A 24,998-nucleotide genomic window follows, 5' to 3' on the forward strand; every position below is an offset into this window, starting at 1 on the left:
TGACTCGAATCGCGTCGGATTGACAGCTCCCGTTCGAAAGTAATTACAGACGAAGTAATACATTAAAAAAGGCCACCTCAAAAGAGGCAGCCTTCTATATATTAAATCGATATTTCTATCAGATTATCTCAAGTTTGCTTGAGCAGCAGCTAAGCGTGCGATTGGCACACGGAAAGGAGAACATGAAACGTAATCCAATCCTGTTCTGTGACAGAACTCAACTGATGATGGCTCACCACCGTGCTCACCACAGATACCTAATTTAAGATCAGAACGAGTTGCACGACCTTTGTTAGCACCCATTTCAACTAATTGACCAACACCTGACTGATCAAGAGCCTGGAATGGATCTTGCTTCAAGATACCTTTCTCGATGTAGATTGGTAAGAATTTACCAGCATCGTCACGTGAGTAACCGAATGCCATCTGAGTAAGGTCATTAGTACCGAATGAGAAGAATTCAGCTACTTCTGCAATTTCGTTAGCAGTTAATGCAGCACGAGGAATCTCAATCATAGTACCAACCATGTAGTCAACTTCAACTCCTTTTTCTTCGAATACTACCTTAGCAGTTGAGCGGATGATTTCTTCCTGCATTTTCAACTCTTTGATAGTACCGATCAATGGAACCATGATTTCTGGTTTTGGATCAAGACCTTCTTTCTTCAAATCACAAGCAGCTTCGATAATAGCGCGAGCCTGCATTTCAGTGATCTCTGGGTAAGTATTACCTAGACGACAACCTCTGTGACCTAACATTGGGTTGAATTCGTGAAGAGATTCAACTTTTTCTTTAATCACTTTTACATCGATACCAGTAATTTCAGCCATTTCTTTCTGAGAAGCATCATCATTTGGAGTAAACTCGTGCAATGGTGGATCTAGTAAACGAATAGTTACTCCGAAACCGTCCATAGCCTTCAAAATTCCGTAGAAGTCTTCACGCTGGATAGGTAATAATTTAGCTAATGCTTCTTTACGACCTTCAACATCTTCAGCAAGAATCATCTCACGCATCTTCCAGATACGATCTCCTTCGAAGAACATGTGCTCAGTACGAGTAAGACCGATACCTTTAGCACCGAAGTTACGAGCTGTTTGAGCATCTGCTGGAGTATCAGCATTAGTTCTAACATACATACGAGTGTTAGCTTCTGCAAGATCCATGATCTTACCGAAATCACCATCCAATGAAGGAGTGATAGTAGCTACTTCACCTTCGTAAACAACACCAGTAGAACCGTTCAATGAGATGAAATCACCTTCTTTGTACTCAACTCCGTTAATTGTCATTACTTTACCAGAAACAACAAGACCAGCAGCAGAAGAGATACAACATTTACCCATACCACGAGCTACTACAGCTGCGTGAGAAGTCATACCACCACGCTCAGTTAAGATACCAACAGCAGCGTTCATACCTTTCAAGTCTTCTGGAGAAGTCTCACGACGTACCAAGATTACTTTCTTTCCATCTTCAGCCCAAGCTTCAGCATCCTCAGCAGAGAATACGATCTGACCTGTAGCAGCACCTGGAGATGCAGGAAGACCTTTAGAAAGTTCTTTTGCAGCAGCAAGAGCAGCAGTATCGAATACTGGGTGCAATAACTCATCTAATTTGTTTGGCTCCTGACGTAATAAAGCAGTCTTCGCATCGAAGTAACCTTGCTCCATCATATCAACAGCAATCTTAACCATAGCAGCAGCAGTACGCTTACCGTTACGAGTCTGCAACATCCAAAGTTTACCATCCTGAATGGTGAACTCCATATCCTGCATATCTTTATAGTGATCCTCTAATTTTTGCTGAACAGCATCTAGTTCTTTGTAAAGCTCAGGCATAGCTTCTTCTAATGAAGCAAAGTTAGCAGCACGGTCAGCTTCAGAAGTACCGTTACGCTCAGCCCAACGCTTAGAACCAATAGTAGTAATTTCAAGTGGAGTACGAACACCAGCAACAACGTCTTCACCCTGTGCGTTGATCAAGTACTCACCATTGAATAAATCTTCACCAGTAGCAGCATCACGAGAGAAACATACACCTGTAGCAGAAGTTTCACCCATGTTACCATATACCATAGCCTGAACGTTTACAGCGGTTCCCCACTCCTCTGGAATGTTCTCCATACGACGGTAAAGAATTGCTCTTTCAGTATTCCATGAATCGAATACAGCGCAAACAGATCCCCAAAGCTGATCCCATGGATTAGTTGGGAAATCTTTTCCAGCCTTAGCTCTAACTACAGCTTTAAAGTCTTCAACAACTGCTTTCAAATCTTCAACAGTCATATCAGCATCAGAAGCGTAACCATTAGCTTCTTTTACTTTATCTAAAACTTGCTCGAATGGACAGTGCTCACCTTCTTCAGCTTCAACACCCATTACTACGTCACCGTACATCTGGATGAAACGACGATATGAATCGTAAGCAAATTTTTCGTTTCCTGATTTTTCAGCAATAACTTTTACTGTCTCATCATTCATACCAAGGTTCAAAACAGTATTCATCATACCTGGCATAGAAACACGAGCACCAGAACGAACAGATAACAACAATGGGAAAGAACCATCGTTAGAATCAAATTTAGCGTTCATTGCTTTTTCTGTTTCAATAACAGCAGCCTCAACCTGACCTTTAATCATTTCTACAACAGCATCTTTTCCTTGCTTGTTGTATTCAGTACAAACTTCAGTAGTGATAGTGAAACCTGCTGGCACAGGAACACCGATTAGGTTCATTTCTGCAAGGTTAGCACCTTTTCCTCCAAGCAGATTTTTCATATCTGCTTTACCTTCGGCCTTACCGTCACCAAAAGTATAAACGTACTTAGTACTCATAATTATCGCTTTTTAGTTTTAAACGTTAAAGTCCCAAACAACAGGATCCTTAACAACAATTATATTATTAGCTTCTATTTATTTAAAACAATAAATTTAAAGGGATTAAGCATGATTTTTGTCATGCGAAAATACGCACACAAAAGTAGTTTTCTTTTTTTAATTTTAAAAATATAATTGCGTCATTTCGGATGCTTTTCTATAGTTTTTTTTTATGCACGTACACTTTTCTTTTTCAAACGTTTGCGAAAAATTAAACATCTATTTTTAACACTTATATTTCACAAAAAAAGCCTGCCAATGGGCAGGCTTTTATGTTTAAACAATCAGTATTTTATCTCATCAAATTTTTATTAATAACTTCTTCAGGATGCAAAAGAAAATCAAGATATTGAGCTCTGTAATAAACATCTGAAGCTTTTAATTCTTTATCAGATAATTTGCCTCTAAATTCATCAACAGACTTGTATCCTTTCTTATCCATCCATTCTTCAAGTTCATATAATACCTTTTCAATAACTACTGGAGTATTTTTATACAAAGAGCTAACCATTTGAACTGTTTTTGCTCCACTTAAAAGCATTTGCAGTACATCTGTAGATCCATAAATACCATTGGCTCCACACAAATCTCCCATAACTTTACCATGAGTAAGACCAACATATCTTAAGCCTAATTTAAAATCACCTGGATTACTTAGATTAAAATTTGTAACATGAGCTTCTGTTTCAACATCAATTTCTGGTTGGAAAAGACGATTGAATAAAATGAAAGCTGAAGCACCAGCTTTATCTAATCTCTGAACAAAATTTAAGATATTGGTATAGTATGGACTCAATTTAATTGAAAATGGAATAGAAAGTCTTTCTTTTAAAGTCTTTACAATTTTAACTTTTTCCTCTTCCATTTGCTCTGCAGTTTTCTCACCATCAATTGGCATCTGGTAAAAGTTTAGCTCTAATGCATCCACTCCTACATCTTCCAATTCTTTAGCATACTCGAACCAAGTAACATCGTACAAACAATTCAAACTTGCAATTACTGGAATATTTACATTCTCTTTAACCTCTTTTAGCTTAAGCAAATGGGCTTTAGGACCCGCATGTTCCAATGCTGGAAACAGTGAAGTCATCTCAGCATTACGATGTGCGTATTCATCCAACTCATCAGAAAGCTGTGCACGTTCCATAATAATCTGCTCTTCAAATAGAGATTTATACACAATGGCAGCTGCTCCTGCCTCTTCAAGATCTTTAGCTCCCTCAACGGTAGCTGAAAGGGTACAAGCCCCTACTATAATGGGATTTTTTAAATTTAACCCCATGAATTCAACGTTTAAATTTGCCATATGATTTTGGATTAAAAATTTATTGGGTATAAATAAATATAAGAAATGAACTTGAAAATTTCAACTCTATTTTCATTTTCAACAACCTGAATATCACAATAAATCACACACTCCCCTTTGAATATAAGACATACAAGTCTTATATTTTTTTTAAAATAAAGAAAGGCAGAATGGTAAGATCCACCAACTTACCATTCTGCCTTTCCGATCCGGAGCTATGCTTTAGGATCTCTAAAATCATAACAATTATCACATATCTTTGGCCTACGAGTCACTGAGTATAATCATGTATCCCATTTTTGGATGTGCAGAACATTGATAGTACAAAGTATCAGGATGATTTGAATTTGGTGTAAAACTCAATGTCCCGGTTTGGGTTTTGCTTCCTGTTACACCATTGCTTACTTCTCCTGCTCCTACTCCTGTATCATCTATACTAATATAAAAAGGGTGAGTGGGCGTATTGATATCAAAAACGTATTTAGTACCACGAGTCAAATTCAATTGACTTCCTTCAGTACCATTAATAGTATATCCAATTAAGCTTCCCTCTTCAAACCATGGATGACTTGAAGTTTTGGTAACGGTTCTTACCGTAAAATCTATCATTGGATCTGGATCAGGATCCGGATTTGGCATCATTCCTCCATCATCACTACTGCCACCGCATGAATATATCATTAGCAGAATAAACCCAAATAAAATATATCGCAACTTTTTCATAACACTCCTAAATTAATGTCAAGAAAAAAGTTACGACAATCCGTTTTTTTAAACTGTCATTTGCACGACAGATTAAACGAAAAAAGAGGCCCTAAAAAGAGCCTCTTTCTATATAATTAGATTAAAAACTTATGCAAGTTCTTTTTCTTCTTCAGAATAATCTAATGAAGCTTGACGCTTGTAAGCTTTATATCTCCACTTCGCATTCTCTTCAGCAGCTACGAATAATTCCTTAGCTTCTTCTGGGAATGATTTCTGTAGAGAAGTATAACGTACCTCACCTAATAAGAAATCCTGGAAGTTTTCCCACTTAGGTTCTTTTGAATCAAGAACGAATGGGTTCTTACCTTCTGCTTCCAACATAGGGTTGTTACGATACAAGTGCCAGTATCCAGCTTCAACAGCTTTTTTCTCTTCAGCTTGTGATTTACCCATAGATGCTTTCAATCCGTGAGAAATACAAGGAGAATAAGCGATGATCAATGATGGTCCTGGATAAGCTTCAGCTTCTTTCAATGCTTTGTAGTATTGAGCCTGGTTTGCACCCATTGCAACCTGAGCTACATAAACATATCCGTAAGACATTGCAATCATACCAAGGTCTTTCTTTCTGATACGCTTACCAGCAGCAGCAAATTTAGCTACAGCACCAACAGGAGTTGATTTAGAAGCCTGTCCACCAGTGTTAGAGTAAATCTCAGTATCCATTACCAATACATTTACATCTTCACCAGAAGCCAATACGTGATCCAAACCACCGAAACCTATATCATAAGCCCAACCGTCACCACCGAAGATCCAGATAGACTTCTTCACTAAGTATTGCTTCAAGTTCAAGATTTCCTTAGCAACTTCGTGAGTTTCGTTAGCTAAAGCAGCTTCAACTTTTGGAGAAGCAACTTCTGAAGCATCAGCATTATCTTTTCCTTCTAACCACTCAGCAAATGCAGCTTTAGTTGCATCGTTAACAGCATCCATGTTCTCTTCCATGCGCTGAGCAATACGAGCACGCATTTTGTTAACACCTTCTGCCATACCGTAACCATACTCAGCGTTATCTTCGAATAGAGAGTTAGCCCAAGCTGGACCTTTACCGCTCTTATCGTTCTTACAGTATGGAGTAGATGGAGCAGAACCACCGTAGATAGAAGAACAACCTGTAGCATTAGCCACAATCATTCTCTCACCGTACAATTGAGTGATTAATTTGATGTATGGAGTTTCACCACAACCAGCACAAGCTCCAGAGAACTCGAATAATGGCTGAGCGAACTGTGAGTTTTTCACGTTGTTTTTAGGAAGAAGCTCTTTGTAACCTACTTGCTTATCCATGTAGTGCCATCTTTCTTTCTCAGCATCCTGAGTTTCAAGGTGCTTCATTTCAAGAGCCTTAGCTTTAGGAGCTGGACAAACGTCAACACAGTTACCACAACCTGTACAATCCAGAGGAGCAACCTGAATACGGAAGCTTAATCCTTTAAGATCTTTACCAGTAGCTGGCTTAACAGCAGTTCCAGCAGGAGCAGCAGCAACTTCTTCTTCTGTTAACAAGAATGGACGAATAGCAGCATGAGGACAAACGTAAGCACACTGGTTACACTGAATACAAGTTTCTTCTTTCCATTCAGGAACGCTAACTGCGATACCACGCTTTTCATATTTAGTTGTACCAGCTGGGAAAGTACCATCTTCTCTACCCTGGAATGCAGAAACTGGAAGATCATCACCAGTTTGAGCGTTCATAGGATCACAAACATTAGCTACGAACTCAGGACGACCAGTTGAGTCTGTCTTGAATCCTTCTGCTTCGATGTTTTTCCATTCAGCAGGAACTTCAACTTCAATTACATTTTCACCACCAGCATCAACAGCTGAGAAGTTCATGTTAACAACTTTTTCACCTTTGTTACCATATGACTTCACAATTGCTTTCTTCATTTCTTCTACTGCCAATTCGAATGGAATTACGCCAGTAATTTTGAAGAATGCAGCCTGCATGATAGTGTTGGTTCTTGTACCAAGACCTAACTCTTCACCTAATTTAGTACCATTGATGATATAGAATTTAATATCATTTTCAGCAATGTACTTCTTCATGTGATCAGGTAAGTGCTTCTTAGTTTCCTCTACATCGTAGATAGAGTTCAACAAGAATGAACCACCTTTTTTCAATCCTTTCAATACATCGTATAAGTATACGTATGCAGGAACGTGACATGCTACAAAGTCAGGAGTAGTCACAAGGTAAGTAGAACGGATTGGATCATCACCAAAACGAAGGTGAGAAGCAGTAAAACCACCTGATTTTTTAGAATCGTAAGCAAAATAAGCTTGACAATACTTATCAGTTGCACTACCAATAATCTTGATTGAGTTTTTGTTAGCACCTACAGTACCATCAGAACCTAAACCATAAAATTTAGCTTCATATAATTTTTCAGAGTTTACTTTCAACTCAGCTTCCAAAGGAAGAGATTTGAATGTAACATCATCTACAATACCTAAAGTGAATTGGTTTTTAGGTTCGTTCATTGCTAAGTTTTTGTAAACAGCAATAATTTGAGATGGAGTAACATCTTTAGAACCTAATCCGTAACGACCACCAACTACGATAGGAGCGTTTTCTTTTCCGTAGAATACTTCTCTTACATCAAGATACATTGGATCTCCATTAGCACCTGGCTCCTTAGTTCTGTCAAGAACACAAATTCTCTTCACAGATTCAGGAACAACGCTTAAGAAATGCTTAGCTGAGAATGGACGATATAGGTGTACACCAACCATACCAACTTTTTCACCATTTGCAATCTTGTAATCAATAACCTCTTTGATAGTTTCTGTTACAGATCCCATAGCGATGATGATGTTTTCTGCATCTTCAGCACCATAGTAAACGAATGGCTTGTATTCTCTACCAGTTAACTTGGTAATTTCGTTCATATAACCTTCTACGATTTCAGGTACTTTTTCGTAGAATGGGTTTGCAGCCTCACGAGACTGGAAGTAGATATCTGGGTTTTGAGCAGTACCTCTAGTTACAGGAGATTCTGGATTCAAAGCACGGTTACGGAACTCTTGAAGAGCTTCCATATCTACCAATTCTTTCATATCGTCAGCGTCAACAGCTTCAACTTTTTGAATTTCGTGAGAAGTACGGAATCCATCGAAGAAGTTGATGAAAGGAACGCGAGACTTAATTGCAGTAAGGTGAGCAACTGCAGAAAGATCCATAACTTCCTGTACAGATCCTGATGCCAACATAGCAAAACCAGTTTGTCTTGCAGAATAAACATCTGAATGATCACCAAAAATAGAAAGTGCCTGAGCAGCCAATGCACGTGCACTTACGTGGAATACACATGGTAATAACTCACCAGAGATCTTATACATATTAGGAATCATCAACAATAATCCCTGAGATGCAGTATAAGTAGTTGTTAAAGCACCAGCTTGTAAAGAACCGTGAACTGCACCTGCAGCACCAGCTTCTGATTGCATTTCAACTAGACGAACAGTTTCGCCAAAAATGTTTTTTCGACCTTGTGCAGCCCACTCATCAACATTCTCAGCCATAGGCGAAGAAGGTGTGATTGGGTAAATACAAGATACCTCACTAAACATATATGCTACGTGAGCGGCAGCAGCATTACCATCGCAGGTAATGAATTTTTTTTCTCTTGCCATTTTACTCCTCCAATTAATTTTAATTAATGGTAGTTTAATTTATTTCTGTTATTTAATTCTCTAATATAAAAAACCGAACAACCATAAAGGAATTTTATTTCCTTCACCACGTTCGATCATGTCGGCGGCCTCAAATAAGTCTTCTGTTCTAATATTAGAATCAGACAAATTCAAATTGCCTGTAATTTTAAAATTGTATTTATCATTCACCAAAAAGTGTCCCATATCCGTACTTGTAAAAAGCCTTGTTGGTGCTACCTGATTGTAAAAAAAGGTTTCACGCAAGTTATCCTGATCGATATTCTCAGGAGATATGGCATACAGTAAATTGGTATTGTGTAAATATACCTTGTTGGGCTTCTTAGATGAATCTTTATAGCTATCCTTCGAGTTAAGCAAACGAATTAATCTTGCATTTTTCAAATATCGCAAGTAATTCATAATCGTAGCTCTTGAAGTTTCCACATCGTTTGCCAACTTGCTAACATTTGGCTGAAATGGCACATTGCTCGAAATGATATAAAGTAGCTTCTTTAGCTTTGGCAGATATTTTAATTCTATTTGGTTCAAATACGTAATATCAAACTCCAACATCAGATTGATAATTTTCAACAAATTATCAATGAAACTTCTCTCTTCCTGATAACAGGGATAATATCCGTAACGTAAATAATCATTAAAATAAGCCAGAGGTCTTACTTTCTCAAGAATTTCATCGACAATCTCCTCGTGATTTTCGATAATATCTTCTAAAGAATAGCTCTTAAATTTGTTTCCAGTTTCGTGATTTAAAAATTCTCGGAATGATAATCCATTAAGGTAATATACATTCACAATATCTTTAAGTTCCTCGTTTGTTTTTACTCTTAAAATAGAAGAAGCCGTAAATATAATTTTTAAGTCACCACATTGCTCATAGCAAGTTTTTAAATCTTTTGCCCAATCAGGATATTTATGAATCTGATCTAACAATAACAACTTGCCACCTTTTTTATAGAATTCATCAACAAACGAAACCAGTCCTCTTTCGGTAAAGAACAGGTTGTTCATGTTTATATAAAGACATGATTTATCGTTTGCACAATTTTCTCGAACATAGTCTAACAGGAAGGTAGTTTTACCTACACCTCTGGCACCTTTAATAGCAATTAATCGTTGCGACCAATCAATTTGATCAGCCAATTGTCGACGAATATTACTCTTTTTGTTTTTCAACAAACTATTATGTGTCTGTAGTAAGGTGTTCATACTTCTTCGAAATTTACATGGCAAATTTATAGAATTAAAGCTTAATTTTGTAATCTCGAGATTACAAAAGCACCTATTTTTTGCTATTTATACTTATTTAAAATAACATGTCGCACAACAGCTTTCCCTTGCTATAACTGATCATTCCATAAAAAAGTATTATAAAAAAAAGAGGCCGTAAAATTACGGCCTCTTCTATATCATATTGTATTTGACTTATTTGTCGTTCATCGAAATCAAGAACTCCTCATTCGAACGAGTTTTTCTCATTCTATCGCTAATAAACTGCATAGCTTCTACAGAATTCATATCGGTTAAGAAGTTACGAAGTACCCAAATGCGATTCAACTGGCCTTCGTCCAATAGAAGATCTTCTCGACGTGTACTAGAAGCTGTAATGTCAACAGCAGGGTAAATACGCTTGTTAGATAATTTACGATCCAACTGAAGTTCCATATTACCAGTTCCTTTAAATTCTTCGAAAATTACTTCGTCCATTTTAGAACCCGTTTCTGTTAATGCAGTTGCCAAAATAGTAAGCGATCCTCCATTTTCGATATTACGAGCAGCACCAAAGAAACGTTTTGGCTTGTGAAGAGCATTTGCATCAACACCACCAGAAAGGACTTTACCTGATGCTGGAGAAACTGTATTGTAAGCACGGGCCAAACGAGTAATTGAATCAAGCAAGATTACTACATCGTGTCCACACTCAACCATACGTTTTGCTTTTTCAAGCACAATATTAGCAACTCTTACATGACGTTCTGCCGGCTCATCAAAAGTAGATGAAATTACTTCTGCATTTACACTTCTTGCCATATCAGTTACCTCTTCCGGACGTTCGTCAATCAGAAGAATAATCATATAAGCTTCTGGATTATTGGCAGCAATTGCATTTGCAACTTCTTTCAACAAAACAGTTTTACCTGTTTTCGGTTGCGCAACAATCAAACCTCTTTGTCCCTTACCGATAGGTGCAAACATATCAACTACACGAGTAGATAATGAGTTTGAAGAACCACTAGTCAGGTTAAATTTTTCATCTGGAAAAAGTGGTGTCAAATGATCGAAAGGTACACGGTCACGAATCACCTCTGGCAAACGACCATTAATCTTTTCAACCTTAATTAAAGGAAAATATTTTTCACCCTCTTTTGGAGGACGGATAGATCCATTAACTGTATCACCAGTTTTTAAACCAAATAGTTTAATCTGAGACTGAGATACATAAATATCATCCGGAGAATTTAAATAGTTATAATCTGATGAACGAAGGAAACCATAACCATCAGGCATTATTTCCAAGACACCAGAACTATTAATAATTCCATCAAATTCGAAAAGCTTTTCTTTCTCTCTTTTTTCGAATCTTTTTCTGTGCTGATTTTTATCCTGACGATCCTGTCTATCGTTTCTGTCAGTTCTTTCTTGCCTTTCAGGTTTCTCAGCTTTCTCGCCTCTTTCCTGCTTTTCTAGTTTTGGCTTTTCTTCTTTGGCAACAGGAGTCTCTTCTTTCTGAGTTTTAACCTCTTCTTTATTTTCAGCTTCAACCTTTACTGGTTCTGTTTTTTTCTCAACTACCTTTCTAGTGCGCTTTGGTTTCGCAGGAGCTTCCTCAGCTTTCTTTTCTTCAGGCTGAATTTGAGATGCTGCCTCTTTCACAACCTCTTTAACTGGCTGCTCTGTCTTTCTTCTTCTGCGTAGCTTAATTTTAGGCTGATCATCCTCAGTCTTTGTCTCTCCTTCTGATTTTTTAACTCTCTTACGAGGAGTCTTTTTCTCAGAAGATTTCATTTCAGAAGCTACAATCGCCTGCTGATCAAGAATCTTATAAATTAAATCTTGTTTTTTAAAAGATTCAATTTTCTTGATTTTAAGTTCTTTAGCGATTTCTCGCAACTCAGGCACAAGCTTCTTGTTTAATTCAAGAATATCGTACATATATAATTTATTAATATTTTTTGGGTAATGTTTTTAGATAGAATTGTATTTGAATCAATACGGAACCTGATCTTTCGACCTCTAAATGAGAAGAATCAATCGGAATTCAAATGCAATATTACGCAATTACTTATAATTCGCAAAAAATAATTGCAGAATAATCCTGAAAATGGAAATTATGATGATTTTCAGGATCAATCTGACACCTTAAATAAGTTCTCACGGATTTCTTTTTTTAAATCATTTTGCTATATTTAAATATTAATGACGGAGTTAGGCTTCATCATTTTATACCAAAATTCCACTATGAGACAGCTAAAAATTACCAAACAAGTAACAAACAGAGAAACTCCTTCCCTGGACAAGTATCTGCATGAAATTGGGAAAGTCGACCTAATTTCGGCAGAGGAAGAGGTTCAACTTGCCAGAAAGATAAAAAAGGGAGACAAAAAAGCTCTGGATCGGCTTATTAAGTGTAATCTGCGTTTTGTTGTATCTGTATCAAAGCAATATCAAAACCAAGGCCTTAGCTTGCCTGATTTAATTAATGAAGGAAATTTAGGCTTAATTAAGGCTGCCCAAAGGTTTGATGAAACAAGAGGATTTAAATTTATTTCTTACGCAGTTTGGTGGATTCGTCAATCAATTTTACAAGCCTTGGCTGAACAAGCAAGAATCGTTCGTTTACCACTAAATAAAATTGGTTCCATCAACAAAATCAACAAAACTTTCTCTCAGTTAGAGCAAGAGTATCAGCGAGAACCCTCAGCTGAAGAAATTGCCAATATTTTAGAAATGAGCCCAAAGGATGTAAAGGAAGCATTAAAGGCATCTGGTCGCCATGTATCTATGGATGCACCAATTAATCCAGAAGAGGAAAATACGCTTTACGACATCTTATTAAGCAATGATGAAATTAGTCCAGATAAGGCGTTAATTCGAGATTCGCTTAGAAAAGAAATAGAGCGATCTTTATCTACACTATCAAAACGAGAAGCCGCCATCATTCGTTTGTATTTTGGTTTAAACGGAAAACCACCATACTCATTGGAAGAAATTGGAAAGGAATTTGGATTAACTCGGGAAAGAGTTCGCCAGATTAAAGAAAAAGCCATTAAACGAATGAAGTCAACTTTTAGAAGCAAAATCTTAAAAACTTATTTAGGAGAATAAATACTTACATGATTGAATGATATTTAAAGGATAAGGGAAAAATTTCAGCATTTCTTTCTTATCCTTTTTTAATTATATCTTTGCGCCAAATTAAAATACTAATATTAAACAATCAGATGCAAACAATTATTTCACCATCCTTATTATCGGCAGATTTCACCAATCTGAAAGCTGACATTGAGATGGTTAATAAAAGCGAAGCCGATTGGTTTCACCTGGATATTATGGATGGTGTTTTTGTTCCTAATATCTCATACGGACTGCCAGTAGTACAACAAATCAATAAAATTGCTGAAAAGCCATTGGATGTTCATTTAATGATTATTGATCCGGATAGATATGTTGAGGCTTTTCAAAAAGCTGGAGCTGATTATCTAACTGTACACTACGAAGCATGTACTCACCTACACCGCACTGTACAAAACATCAAGCAACATGGAATGAAAGCTGGAGTTTCTTTAAACCCACACACTCCTGTATCTGTTCTTGAAGATATTATTCAAGACCTGGATTTGGTACTATTAATGAGTGTAAATCCTGGATTTGGAGGACAAAGCTTTATTGAAAACACTTATAAAAAAGTAAAGCAATTAAAAAATATGATTGCTGAAAAAAATGCCAATACAATAATTGAAGTTGACGGTGGTGTTAATTTAGAGACCGGAAAGAAATTGCTTGAAGCAGGAGCCAATGCACTTGTTGCAGGTAGTTTTGTTTTTGGAGCTAATGATCCAACACATACCATATCAAATTTGAAAAATTTATAATAATAAAAAAGACCAAATGAAATTCCATTTGGTCTTTTTGTTTTATACAGTTACGGCATCTTTGCCTTCCAGGTAATCCTGCAAATAAGCAAAATGCTTTGTAAGTTTTCCTTCTTTAGCTATGGTAGCTCGTTCTAAAATTCCTTCCGGGTCATCACCAAACAAAGCTTCGTAAACATTATCAGCCAAAGCTTCTCCAAAATCTATCGATGAATCACGAGGCAGTTCACCTGGTAAATTATCTACAGCCATAACCGTAACATTACGTTTGTCAACAAATGGAATGGCCTCTTCTTCACTAAACCTATCATATCCATAAAAAGAGGAAGCAATAGTAGAAGGTCTCAAAGTCGATGGCAATGGTCCATCAATATCACAACTAACATCTGCAACTACCGAAATTCTAAAATCATCCTCTTTGTAATCCTCAGGAGTTAGAAACCTTGGCGCTTTCGGATCCCAATAATGACATGCTATATATAAATCGGTAACTTTTGAAAATTTCTTAAATGTTGATTGGTACATCTCAGGATGATCGTAAAAATGCATTAAATCAAAATCCGAACCATCAATTCTTTCAACGTATTTATCGGGATCTATTCTGCACACTACAGGCTCATCATATTCTGTAGTTAAAAACTCTTCAGGATCAACTTCCTTCAAATTTAAAACTCGAATGGTTTGCATGGCCCCCATTGCAACTCTTCCTCCACCTGTTATCAGAATTTTAATTGGTTTAAGAGTAATCTTTTTTAAATGCCTGTACATTTCGTTCATATCCAAACATGTTCTTGCAGGAGGCAAATCGAAGAAATCCGTTCTCATTCCCCTGGCTCGCAAAGCCTTGTAAGCACCAACCACTCCTGCCCAATGTCCAAATGCAACAAGTCTCTGCCCAGATAAATTGGTTAAATATTCATAATCGATCAATGTAATGTTTCTTTTAATTACTTGTTGGAGCAATTCCCGATTATGAGCTTGCTGTTTTGCTGTATGCGAAAAAAATAGATAGGTTTTATTGGGAATTAAAGTGGGAATATTCACTTCCTTTACTCCTATCAAAATATCGCACTCTCTAAGGTCTTCAGTCAAAAAATAGCCTTGATCACGATACTCTGAGTCGGTAAAACATCTTATGTCACTAGGCTGAATAAAAATGCTTACATCAGGATATTTTTCTAATATTTTTAAACCTGTTACAGGTGGAATAGCCACTCTCTTATCTGGTGGATTTTTTGTTTCTCGAAGTACTCCTACTCGAATGCGATTCTTCATAATTAATATTTTAGAGGTGAGCCAAAGGTGTTCCTGATAATTCAATATAAACTACTATCAAAAAACACTATACTTATTTAAATTTAATAAACATTTAACAGATTTCAGAATTTTCATTAAAATTTTAACACACTATTCAATTACTGATTTTTAATCTGATACAAAAATGTTAGGATAAAAAAGATATTAAAGCAGCTATTTCTGATCCAATAAGTTTAACAGCTAAATGTTTTTTACTAATTTTGCATGAATTCTAGGGGCTGACGTGGTTTTGACAGCATGTAGAATTGATATGTAAGCATGTCGAGCGTTGTGATTCCAGCTCGTAAATATCGGATCTCACACTTTTTAATTGGCGAAAATAATTACGCTCTTGCTGCTTAATCGAATCATAGTAGATTAAAGCTTTATTGCGGCACAAGGTTGCTGCGACGAGACATCCCGCTTATGGTTCCACCTTGTTCCGGTAAGTATATGGGATGCTGACAATTCAGGGTTAGTTGATAATTTACTTCGGGTTATTGGCGAAATATAGAAGATAAGCTAAGGTCTCGGGTGTGCTTTCCCTATCCTTAGTCGAAAATCAATAAATCACTAAGCATGTAGAAAGCCTATTGGTCGCATGTTTGGACCAGGGTTCGATTCCCTGCAGCTCCACACTTTTGAGGTTAAATAGAACTAAAAGACTCTAAATCCACTGATTTACAGTCTTTTTTATTTCCTCCTATATCATTTAAACTCAATAAAAAGCAATAGATAAGTGAACTTTCTGGTGAGTAACTTCATTTTCTAAACCCACTCACCAGAAACTCCACAATAAACTGTATACGAGCGCATTAAAAGAAATCAACCTCATTATTTTCAATTGACATTCATATGATTTTTTCGTAATTTGAGTGAGTAAATCTCTTATTTTTCTTCTTTAAATTATGGAACAATTTTAAATGGAAGTACATGAACACCTTCATCCCAATAAACATCAGCTTTGTAATACGAAAAAGCAAATCCAAGACAAACCTTGAAAGTCCAATCTACATTCGCATTTCTGTAGAAAATGAACGCGTTGAAATATCTACTGGGAGATCAATTTCATCAGAAGATTGGGATAATAAAGCAGGAAAAGCTAATGCTAGAAAAAAAGGAGGCGTTCAGTTAAATAAATTTCTCGATGTATTAAAAAACAACATTTTTGATCATCATACCGAAATGATTAAAAACGGTGAACTTGTAACCGCAAAAAAATTAAAATTAAGATTTCTAGGAAAAGATGAAGAACAAAGAAGTCTTCTTCAAGTTTTCGAATACCACAACAAACAAATGCATGCTCTTATTGGAATAACATATGCAAAAGCTACTGCTAAAAGATATGATACAACCCTAGATCATATTAGAAATTTCATAAAGCATCAATATAAAATAAATGATATTCCTTTACGTCAAATTAAATATTCCTTTATTACAGACTTGGAGCATTATTTTAAAACTGTACGAAAATGTAATCACAACAGCTCTTTGAAATATATTAAAAACTTTAGAAAGGTGATAAATCTAGCTGTTAAAAATGAGTGGCTTGATAAAGATCCTTTTGCTAAATATCAAGCAAAACTAGTTGAAGTAAAACGAGAATTTATAACCAAAGAGGAATTACAAAGATTGGAAAATCTTAAAATAAAGATTAAACGTTTGGATATGGTTCGTGATATGTTTGTATTTGCATGTTACTCCGGCCTTGCCTATATTGATATTTCCAACCTTACCACTGATAACATCCGTATTGGTATAGACGGATATCAATGGATCATTATGGAACGAGAAAAAACAAAAACTCCATCAAATCTTCCTCTGCTTCCTAAAGCTGCTGAACTTGTGAAGAAATATGAAGATTTTCCAGGAAAGAAAACCGAAGACCATATTTTTCCAAACTTTAGCAATCAAAAATTAAATGCCTATTTAAAAGAATTAGCTGACCTGACATCAATCGATAAAAATATAACTTTCCATATTGCTCGACATACTTTTGCTACTACAGTAACATTAGCCAATGGAGTACCTATTGAATCTATTAGTTCAATGCTTGGACATAAAAGTATTCGAACTACTCAAATTTATTCTAAAGTGATTAATGAAAAAGTGAGCAAGGATATGAATAAACTTAAAAAGATGTTGAAATAATCGTTTTTTAAATCTTTTTTTCTAACACCAACCTCCAATCAATACTTTCTATCCTCTTATAAATTTTTCAACAATACATTACTTAAATTTATTTTGTAATAATTTATTTCCTATCATCTCCACAAAAAAGGCAAATAAATCACCCTATGGTTCCTGCTACCATTAAGAACCAGAACACTTTATTTTTTCCTGAAATTAAAAATGACACAATTCTTGGAATGGTAAAAATAATGGTCGATAATATTGTAATTGTATGTATACAGCCTATAATTCCAGTACTTTCACCTCGGTTCTGCGATTAGCCTGATGCTCTGCCTTACTACATTCTACACCATTGTAGCAATGATTAATCAATTTTGTTTCACCATAACCCTTGGCCACAATTCTATCTTTTGCAATTCCATTTTCAATGATGTATTTCACGGCAGATTTGGCTCGTCTTTCTGATAAAGCCATATTATACGCATCACTACCTCTTGAATCAGTATGGGAACTCAACTCAATTTTCAAACTTGGATTGTCATTCATTACCATAACCAACTTGTCAAGTTCCAAAGCAGCATCTGGTCTAATCTCAGATTTGTCCAAATCATAGAAAATATTCTCAAGCACAAACACTTTTCCTACCTCTACTTTATCCACCAATTTTTCGATATGTAATTTGTTGCCTTCAATATTAGAAGTGCTAAAACTTCCTGGTTCAGCAAAAACTCCTTCTTTGTGATACTCTATTGTGTATTCAGTATTTCGATCAATTGGACTATTTATATTTCCCTTGTCACCAGTTACAAGATCAACTATGTCTCCAGTGTTCATATTTACCAATCTGATATCCAAATGTGAAACCGGTGAACGATCTCCGCAATACAGTACAACTCCTGCTAATTCAAGGCTGTTATCTCTGGATTGATACAAATCGCAATGCACTTCAATCTGATCCTCCAATTCACCTCTGCCTACTAAGCCCGTTCCAATATTATACATCAACTTTTCAGACGTAAGTTTAAAATTCTGTACAGCATCTACTAAGAATTTAAATACTCCATCTGCTCCCGTATAAACTTCTTGAATTGCTTTACCGTTCTCATCAATTAATTTTACCATACTATTAGGCAGAATTTCATGAGTTTCATCATGATAAACTTTCCCTTTAATCAATCTTCTTACAATTTTAAACTTATAAATATCATCGTACGATTCACCTTTTACTCTATTCGAAGCCAAATAGCCATTACCATTTTTTAAAACGAAGGAAAAATCATCCTTAGCTGTATTTATTGGGTATCCCATGTTAATTAGAGTATCAGAATCAAGGTCTTTTATCCAGAAAATATCCAAACCTCCAAGACCGGCATGTCCTTTGGATGCAAAATAAAAGCTATTGTTGTTTGCAATAAAGGGTGACATTTCATTTTCTGGTGTGTTAATTGTATTGCCTAGATTGACTGGTTCGTTCCAACTTTCACCATTTCGTTCTGCATAATAGATATCTGTTCCTCCAAATCCACCTGGTCGATCGGAAATAAAATACAAGCGTTTCCCATCAGCCGAAAGACTCGGATGACCAGTAGAATATCTATCCATGTTAAAAGGCAAAAGTTTTGGGCTAGACCAATGCTCCCCTTCTTTCTTACAATGATAAAGCTTAATGCTAACTACTCCAGAATCATCTTTTTGAGCTCGTTTGCTGTCTGATACGTAGTTCCTTGTTAGAAACATTTCATCACCTGCTTTGTTAAAACATACAGGACCATCGTGATAATTCGTAGCTAGCCTGCTAGAAAGCAACTTCACATCCAGCAATTGATCTTCTTGATTGATATTGGCAACATATAGCCTCAAGTAATTTTGATCGTTCCAGCGGTGATTTCTTTTGATCAGTTTAGGCATTGCTTTCGCTGATGAAAACACAAGCTGGTCCTTGTAAAAGGCAGGACCAAACTCTGAAGCTTCAGAATTAATCAAAACTGGCGCTATTTGATAACGTGTGGAATCATCTCTTAAAGACATTAGAAAACGAGGATCTATTTTGCTTCTTGGCTTTGCATTTTCAAAAGCCAAATACTTGTCCATGTATATCTTTGCCTTATCGTATTTTTCATTGCTTTGAAGCGCCTTGGAATAATGATAATAATCTTCCGATTCGTTATCCGTAAGGTTAACCAATTTGGAATAATACTTTTCCATCTTAACCGTATTGTTCATCATCCGGTAAGAAACAGCCAATTGCCTGGTAATATATCGATTTAAACTGTCCTTCTTCCAAAGTATTTCATATAGGTCTACCGCATCACCATAGGCAAATGAATTAAAATATTTGTCAGCTTTCGATAATAATTGTGCCTGCAACTGAACACAAATCAGTGAGAAAACAAGACTGAGTGTTAATGTAAGTTTCTTCATCTTTCAATTCAGTATTAGGTTAAAAATATCTAGGTGTCATGATTTTTTTCTTGTTGAACTGGAAATCGAATGCTACCATAATCTCATGCGTTCCATTATTATATCTTCTCATTTCTGATTCGGTTAGGTCGAATGCATAACCAACACGCAATTGATCTGACAACTGGTAGTGAATTAAAAAACTCATTGAATCATCAATGCGGTATGATGTTCCAAGCCACAACTGATCGTAAAGTATGAAATTTACTGACAAATCAATTGATACCGGAGCATTCCAAACTATTTTAGACAAGATTGACGGCTTTAATTTGATATAGTCATTTAAATCGAATAAAGCTCCTGTTGTCACAAAATAGTGACGTTCCTTATATCCCAAACTGGTTGTGTTGATTCCATCATTGTCGTAATTATTCTTCAACATTCTTGGAATCGACACTCCCAAATAAAAACGATCGGTATAGTAATACAATCCCAAACCAAAGTTCAAAATGAACTGTTCCTCAAAATTCTGAGCAAAAGTTCCATCGTTCTGTTGATCTAAGGTTAGGTTCATTAAATCAATTTGGATCATATCAAATCCACCTTTCAAGCCAAAAGACAATTTTCCTTTTTCACCCAAAGTTAAATGATAAGCAAAATCAGTGTAAAAACTATTCTGTTTTACTGGTCCCAATTCATCATTAATAAAAGCAAATCCAGCGCCAATATCATACCTTGTAATGGGTGCACTTAAAGTTAAAGTACGCGATTTTGGAGCGCCATCAAATCCTACCCACTGTTCACGCGCCAAGAACATTGCACTCATCATATCAGTACTACCTGCATAAGCTGGATTTACAGTTAAAGGATTATGCATGTATTGAGTATACATTGGATCCTGTTGTGCTTTCCCCTGTTTAAAGCAAGGGAAAACCAACAAGAATAATACAACGTATTTTAGAGAATTAAATCTAGATCTATTCATAATGTTTTAATTAGTAGTTGATGTAAACGTAACCTTTAATCACTTTGGATCCATTACCAAGGTCAATAACGTAATAATATGTTCCTTCAGGTACAATTTTAGTTCCTACAGTCAAGCTATTTTTAGCTCTTCCATCCCAATCATTTTGATATCCAGAGGCTTTAAATATTTCATTACCCCATCGGTTAAATATTATTAACTTCGAATTCGGGAAGTCTTTTATACCCTTAATAACAAATTTATCATTTATGCCATCTCCATTAGGAGAAAACCCTTCTGGAATAGAAACATATTCAGCACAATCATCATACTCATCAATGTAATTGGCTATTCCGTCTCCATCACAATCACCATCACCTTCTTCTTCATCAGGATAACCGTCGTTATCACTATCAGTATCCAAATAATCCGGAGTTCCGTCTCCATCTGTATCAACAGGAGAGTCAGTACAAGGATTTGTTATTTGAGCTTCATCTTCGTCAGAGATACCATCATTATCGCTATCTAAATCCTGATAGTTTAAGTCAACATCTCCGTCGGTATTTAAAGTCAATGTTTCAATCGCATCAGGAATACTATCTTCGTCGGTATCCTTCGCTTCTATTTCAATAGTAACCGTTGCTACATCACACAATCCAGCTGGATCACAAATTCTATATGTAAACTGCTCAGTATTACAATAGCTACCTAAATCAGCGATATAAGATAAGCTTCCATCTGCGTTCACAACAACATCTCCATATTTAGGTTCATCTATGATATCAACTGATAACTGATCCCCATCTGCATCTACATCATTATCCAGTGCGGAAATAATAATTTCCTCGTTATCGTATGTATCTAACAGATCATCATTTGCTACAGGTGCATCGTTTATTCCAACAATGGTAATGGTAACTGTTGCCGAATTACTATTGGCAATACCGTCGGTAATACTGTATGTAAATGTTACTTGAGTTGTTTCTCCGGTATGCAGATAATCAAATTCTCCATTTGGATTAAATTCATAAGTTCCATTGGTATTTAAACGAACTGTTCCGCCTGCACTTAGTATTATTTCAGTTCCAATTTGTGTAGCTTCTCCATTGATTTCAACAACAGTTAAATCATCTAGATCTAAATCGGTATCGTTCGATAAAACATTACCCGATACAGAAGATTTTTCATCTGCTGAATTGGTATCATCAACTGCTACTGGAACATCGTTAATTGGACTCACCGTAATTGTAACAATTGCTGTTGATCGATCGCCATTTTCATCTTCAATGGTATAAGTAAAGCTATCAACACCATTAAAGTTATCGTCTGGCAAATAGGTATAATTGCCATCTCCAACTACCAATACAGTACCGTTATTAGGATTCGTAAAATCAACAACACTAACTGGAGCATCACCTAAATTGGTATCATTTGCCAATACATTTCCTCCAATCTCAGTATCCTCGGTAGTGGTATTTGTATCATCAACTGCCACAGGCACATCGTTAACTGGATTTACGGTAATGGTAACTGTAGCACTATCTCTGTCTCCATCAGAATCTTCCAAAGTGTATGTGAAAGTATCTGTTCCATAGAAATCTACATTTGGTGTATAAATGTACGTTCCATCAGGATTTACTACCACTGTACCATTTGAAGGGTCTGTATTTGAAACTACTACTACTGGATCATTAATGAAGTCTTCGTCGTTGGCAAATAAATTACCTGTGCTCACTTCTTCCTCATTAATCGTATCAAAATCGTCATTAGCTATTGGGTCGTAATCCAATGGATCAACAACAATGTAAACTGTAGCTGTAGACTCATCACCATCAATATCTCTTAAAGTATATTCGAATGAATCATTCCCAAAATACCCTTTGTTAGGAGTGTAAGTAAATGTTCCATCAGCATTAATAGATAATGCTCCATGCGATGGATTGGTATTTGATGAAATAATCACCGGTATATCTACCAATCGTTCATCATTGTCAAATACATTTCCACTTTTCGAAGAATCTTCTTTCAACCAAAGATTATCATCTACTGCAATTGGAGTATCACTAATCTGAGTAACAGTGATTGTTACGCTTGCTTGGTCACACTTCTGAATTAGTGGAGTAACTGGGTTATCGCAAAGCTGATAAGTAAAGCTAACCTCACCAAAGAAATCTGGGTTTGGTTCGTAAGTAAAGCTTCCATCGGCATTGAATACCAAATTACCATTAGATTCAGCTGTTCCTCCATCTACAAGAGTATAAATAAAGTTGTCTGATGCGTTATCTAGATCAGAATCTGCTCCATTTCCATTATCTATCTGAACGTTGCCACTTAACTGAGTATCTTCATCCATTGTAAACAGATCATCTTCAGCAACCGGACCATCATTCACCGCCTCAATCGTAATTGTAAACTCCTGAACATCTGAAGTATCATCACCTCCATTTGCAATACCTCCATCATCTGTGATATATACGCTTACAGTAGCTTCTCCAAACATATTTTCAGCTGGTGTGAAAGTTAAGTTTCCTGAAACATCTATTGCTGGCTGAACGCTAAATAAAGAAGGTGTATCATTCGACAAATGCAATATTATGACTTGTCCTGATTCGTCTGCTGGTCCTCTTGATTGCGTAGCAACCTGACCATTAATAATTACATCACCAATATCTTCACTTACCAGAATATCTTTTGGATTCATAAAGCTAAACGATGGTTCATCATTCACAGCTGTTATGGTAATATTCATTGTATAAGTTTCCGAACTGTATGCTATTCCATCAAACACCTTAAACTCAAAGGAATCATAATTCGTTCCATTTTCATTTAATTGTGCTTTATAACTTAGCTTACTGATATTAGCATTAGTGATTTCTAATCCAGAATTTACTGATGTACCTTCATATTCAAGTTCACCAACTGATTCTATACTTACTATCTTTATTCCAGCAAACGCATCACCTTCAGCATCCAAATAATTGGCTGAGAAATCAGACTCTATAAAGTTCAGCACCTGATCTTCTATACCTGTAACACTTTCATTATCTGCTGTAGGGAAATCATTAATCGTTAATGAAATCTCATCGAAATCATCAGAACATGCTCCAGTACCCAATCCTGTTCCAGTCATTCTAAGAACAACATTTTCATTAGTTATTGGAGTAAATATTGGGTTAAGAGCTGTTGGATCATCAAATGTTCCACCTGTACTTGTCCAAAGTATTCCAGCGTGATTTACAGCTACTGCTCCACTTACCTGATAAGTTTCATCCTCATTGATAATAGCTGTTTCGTCACCTGCATTTAGAAGTACTCTTGGCCAAATTTTAAGTATCATTACATCACTGTCAGTTCCGCTAATACCAGAAACATTTAAAGTAAGCTGAACTTCACCACTAGTTCTATCATCATCACTTGGGATATATACTGCATTTAAGACAGTAGCATCTGTAAATGTTCCAGAACCATTCGTTGTCCAAGTATAATTGCTTGCATTATTTTGTGTAGCTGTACTCAAAGTAACATCTGCATCCGAAGAACAAATTTCAAGATCATCTCCAGCAGAACAATCAATATCATTATCAATTATTGTTGCTGTAGCCGTTACCTGGCTTCCCAATACAGTTGTTGCATCTCCCGATGTTATACCTGTAAGTGTAAGGATTACAGTTTCCGAATCTTCAAATAAAACATCATCAATTACGAGAACATCTATTGTAGTAGATTTGCTACCAGCTGGAATAGTAACTGTTCCAGATAAGCTCGTATAGTCATCACCTTGTGTAGCAGTTCCGCTAGCAGTATAACTTACTACAGTCGCAATTGCTGAAGCCTTAGTTAAGGAAACCGTAAATTCTGCATTATTTACAGAAGGTGTACCTTCCTGCGAAGAATCATCGGTAGCAGTTATACTTACCTCAGTAGAATCATCATCTCCTAAATTCATATTAGCAGATTTACTTGCTGATATGGTTACAGCATTATTTGTTCCGCTTAATGTAACTACAACCTCTTCTCCACCTGTCTCAACTAATTCATCATCTATTACATCAATAGTAATACTTGTTTCTGTTGAATTTGCAGGAATAGTTAGAGTTTTAACAAGGTTAGAATAGTCTGTTCCCTCTGTAGCTGTTCCACTTACTCCAAATGTAATTTCAGTATCAATATCAACAGGATTAGTTAGAGTTACGGTAAACAATCCATTTGTTCCAGGCTCACTTGCTGATGTTGTAACTGCTATACTTACCTCTGAACTATCGTCATCAGAGATCGTTACTGTTGCCGAACTACTTGCGCCGATAATCGCTTGCGGATCACCCGAAGTAATACTTGTTAAAGTAACAATTACCGTCTCATCTGATTCCAATATGTTGTTATCAATTACCGATACATCAATGGTTCCATTGCTTGTATTGGCTGGAATCGTAATACTGCCTGTTAAAGTGGTATAATCTTCAACTGCCGTTGCACTTCCTCC

General features: G+C 36.2%; 13 protein-coding genes and 1 other RNA gene. 4 read left to right on the forward strand and 10 right to left on the reverse strand.

What is annotated here, in order from left to right; translation table 11 throughout:
* Window positions 1-123: 123 nt before the first annotated feature.
* The 6 genes from ppdK to rho all read right to left on the reverse strand — a co-directional run bounded on the left by ppdK (window position 124) and on the right by rho (window position 11,785).
* On the reverse strand, window positions 124-2,838 hold the full coding sequence (gene ppdK / locus BXY64_RS19550) for a pyruvate, phosphate dikinase (RefSeq protein WP_120241643.1): 2,715 nt from the start codon (window positions 2,836-2,838) through the stop codon (window positions 124-126).
* Window positions 2,839-3,172: 334 nt separating this feature from the next.
* The gene (locus BXY64_RS19555) at window positions 3,173-4,186 is read right to left on the reverse strand and encodes a dihydroorotate dehydrogenase-like protein (protein ID WP_120241644.1); all 1,014 of its coding nucleotides are present in this window, start codon (window positions 4,184-4,186) and stop codon (window positions 3,173-3,175) included.
* Window positions 4,187-4,450: 264 nt separating this feature from the next.
* Window positions 4,451-4,909, reverse strand: coding sequence for a hypothetical protein (locus tag BXY64_RS19560; protein WP_120241645.1), 459 nt, complete (start codon window positions 4,907-4,909; stop codon window positions 4,451-4,453).
* 129 nt (window positions 4,910-5,038) lie between these two features.
* Window positions 5,039-8,593, reverse strand: coding sequence for a pyruvate:ferredoxin (flavodoxin) oxidoreductase (nifJ, locus tag BXY64_RS19565; RefSeq protein ID WP_120241646.1), 3,555 nt, complete (start codon window positions 8,591-8,593; stop codon window positions 5,039-5,041).
* A 60-nt stretch (window positions 8,594-8,653) separates the two neighbouring features.
* Window positions 8,654-9,841, reverse strand: coding sequence for an ATP-binding protein (locus tag BXY64_RS19570; RefSeq protein ID WP_120241647.1), 1,188 nt, complete (start codon window positions 9,839-9,841; stop codon window positions 8,654-8,656).
* 216 nt (window positions 9,842-10,057) lie between these two features.
* The gene (rho, locus tag BXY64_RS19575; RefSeq protein ID WP_120241648.1) at window positions 10,058-11,785 is read right to left on the reverse strand and encodes a transcription termination factor Rho; all 1,728 of its coding nucleotides are present in this window, start codon (window positions 11,783-11,785) and stop codon (window positions 10,058-10,060) included.
* 306 nt (window positions 11,786-12,091) lie between these two features.
* Between rho and BXY64_RS19580 the strand changes: the two genes are divergently transcribed.
* Window positions 12,092-12,958, forward strand: a complete 867-nt coding sequence (locus tag BXY64_RS19580) for a sigma-70 family RNA polymerase sigma factor (RefSeq protein WP_120241668.1) — start codon at window positions 12,092-12,094, stop codon at window positions 12,956-12,958.
* Between the two features lie 116 nt (window positions 12,959-13,074).
* Window positions 13,075-13,725 carry a ribulose-phosphate 3-epimerase gene (rpe, locus tag BXY64_RS19585; protein ID WP_120241649.1) on the forward strand — a complete coding sequence of 217 codons (651 nt, stop codon included), beginning with the start codon at window positions 13,075-13,077 and terminating at the stop codon, window positions 13,723-13,725.
* 42 nt (window positions 13,726-13,767) lie between these two features.
* On the opposite strand, the gene BXY64_RS19590 is transcribed toward rpe, so the two are convergent.
* The gene (locus BXY64_RS19590; RefSeq protein ID WP_211334557.1) at window positions 13,768-15,000 is read right to left on the reverse strand and encodes an NAD(P)-dependent oxidoreductase; all 1,233 of its coding nucleotides are present in this window, start codon (window positions 14,998-15,000) and stop codon (window positions 13,768-13,770) included.
* Window positions 15,001-15,256: 256 nt separating this feature from the next.
* Here BXY64_RS19590 and ssrA point away from each other — a divergent pair.
* Window positions 15,257-15,660, forward strand: a transfer-messenger RNA (tmRNA) gene (gene ssrA / locus BXY64_RS19595).
* A gap of 294 nt (window positions 15,661-15,954) precedes the next feature.
* On the forward strand, window positions 15,955-17,172 hold the full coding sequence (locus BXY64_RS19600; protein WP_120241650.1) for a site-specific integrase: 1,218 nt from the start codon (window positions 15,955-15,957) through the stop codon (window positions 17,170-17,172).
* Between the two features lie 264 nt (window positions 17,173-17,436).
* On the opposite strand, the gene BXY64_RS19605 is transcribed toward BXY64_RS19600, so the two are convergent.
* The 3 genes from BXY64_RS19605 to BXY64_RS19615 form a co-directional block, all read right to left on the reverse strand.
* Entirely contained in the window at window positions 17,437-19,575 is a 2,139-nt protein-coding gene (locus BXY64_RS19605) for an OmpA family protein (RefSeq protein WP_120241651.1), read from the reverse strand.
* 19 nt (window positions 19,576-19,594) lie between these two features.
* Window positions 19,595-20,539, reverse strand: a complete 945-nt coding sequence (locus tag BXY64_RS19610) for a PorP/SprF family type IX secretion system membrane protein (protein ID WP_120241652.1) — start codon at window positions 20,537-20,539, stop codon at window positions 19,595-19,597.
* 10 nt (window positions 20,540-20,549) lie between these two features.
* Window positions 20,550-24,998, reverse strand: a 4,449-nt coding sequence (locus tag BXY64_RS19615) for an Ig-like domain-containing protein (RefSeq protein ID WP_120241653.1), incomplete at its 5' end; no start/stop codon positions are given.

Origin of the sequence: Marinifilum flexuosum (assembly GCF_003610555.1) — a bacterium.
GTDB lineage: Bacteria > Bacteroidota > Bacteroidia > Bacteroidales > Marinifilaceae > Marinifilum > Marinifilum flexuosum.

Bases quoted from the DNA above. Each gene is read 5' to 3' on its own strand.
- BXY64_RS19560 (WP_120241645.1), bottom strand. From the start codon at position 4,909: ATGAAAAAGTTGCGATATATTTTATTTGGGTTTATTCTGCTAATGATA.
- BXY64_RS19605 (WP_120241651.1), bottom strand. From the start codon at position 19,575: ATGAAGAAACTTACATTAACACTCAGTCTTGTTTTCTCACTGATTTGT.
- nifJ (WP_120241646.1), bottom strand. From the start codon at position 8,593: ATGGCAAGAGAAAAAAAATTCATTACCTGCGATGGTAATGCTGCTGCC.
- rho (WP_120241648.1), bottom strand. From the start codon at position 11,785: ATGTACGATATTCTTGAATTAAACAAGAAGCTTGTGCCTGAGTTGCGA.
- BXY64_RS19570 (WP_120241647.1), bottom strand. From the start codon at position 9,841: ATGAACACCTTACTACAGACACATAATAGTTTGTTGAAAAACAAAAAG.
- BXY64_RS19590 (WP_211334557.1), bottom strand. From the start codon at position 15,000: ATGAAGAATCGCATTCGAGTAGGAGTACTTCGAGAAACAAAAAATCCA.
- BXY64_RS19555 (WP_120241644.1), bottom strand. From the start codon at position 4,186: ATGGCAAATTTAAACGTTGAATTCATGGGGTTAAATTTAAAAAATCCC.
- BXY64_RS19600 (WP_120241650.1), top strand. From the start codon at position 15,955: ATGAACACCTTCATCCCAATAAACATCAGCTTTGTAATACGAAAAAGC.
- rpe (WP_120241649.1), top strand. From the start codon at position 13,075: ATGCAAACAATTATTTCACCATCCTTATTATCGGCAGATTTCACCAAT.
- BXY64_RS19610 (WP_120241652.1), bottom strand. From the start codon at position 20,539: ATGAATAGATCTAGATTTAATTCTCTAAAATACGTTGTATTATTCTTG.
- BXY64_RS19580 (WP_120241668.1), top strand. From the start codon at position 12,092: ATGAGACAGCTAAAAATTACCAAACAAGTAACAAACAGAGAAACTCCT.
- ppdK (WP_120241643.1), bottom strand. From the start codon at position 2,838: ATGAGTACTAAGTACGTTTATACTTTTGGTGACGGTAAGGCCGAAGGT.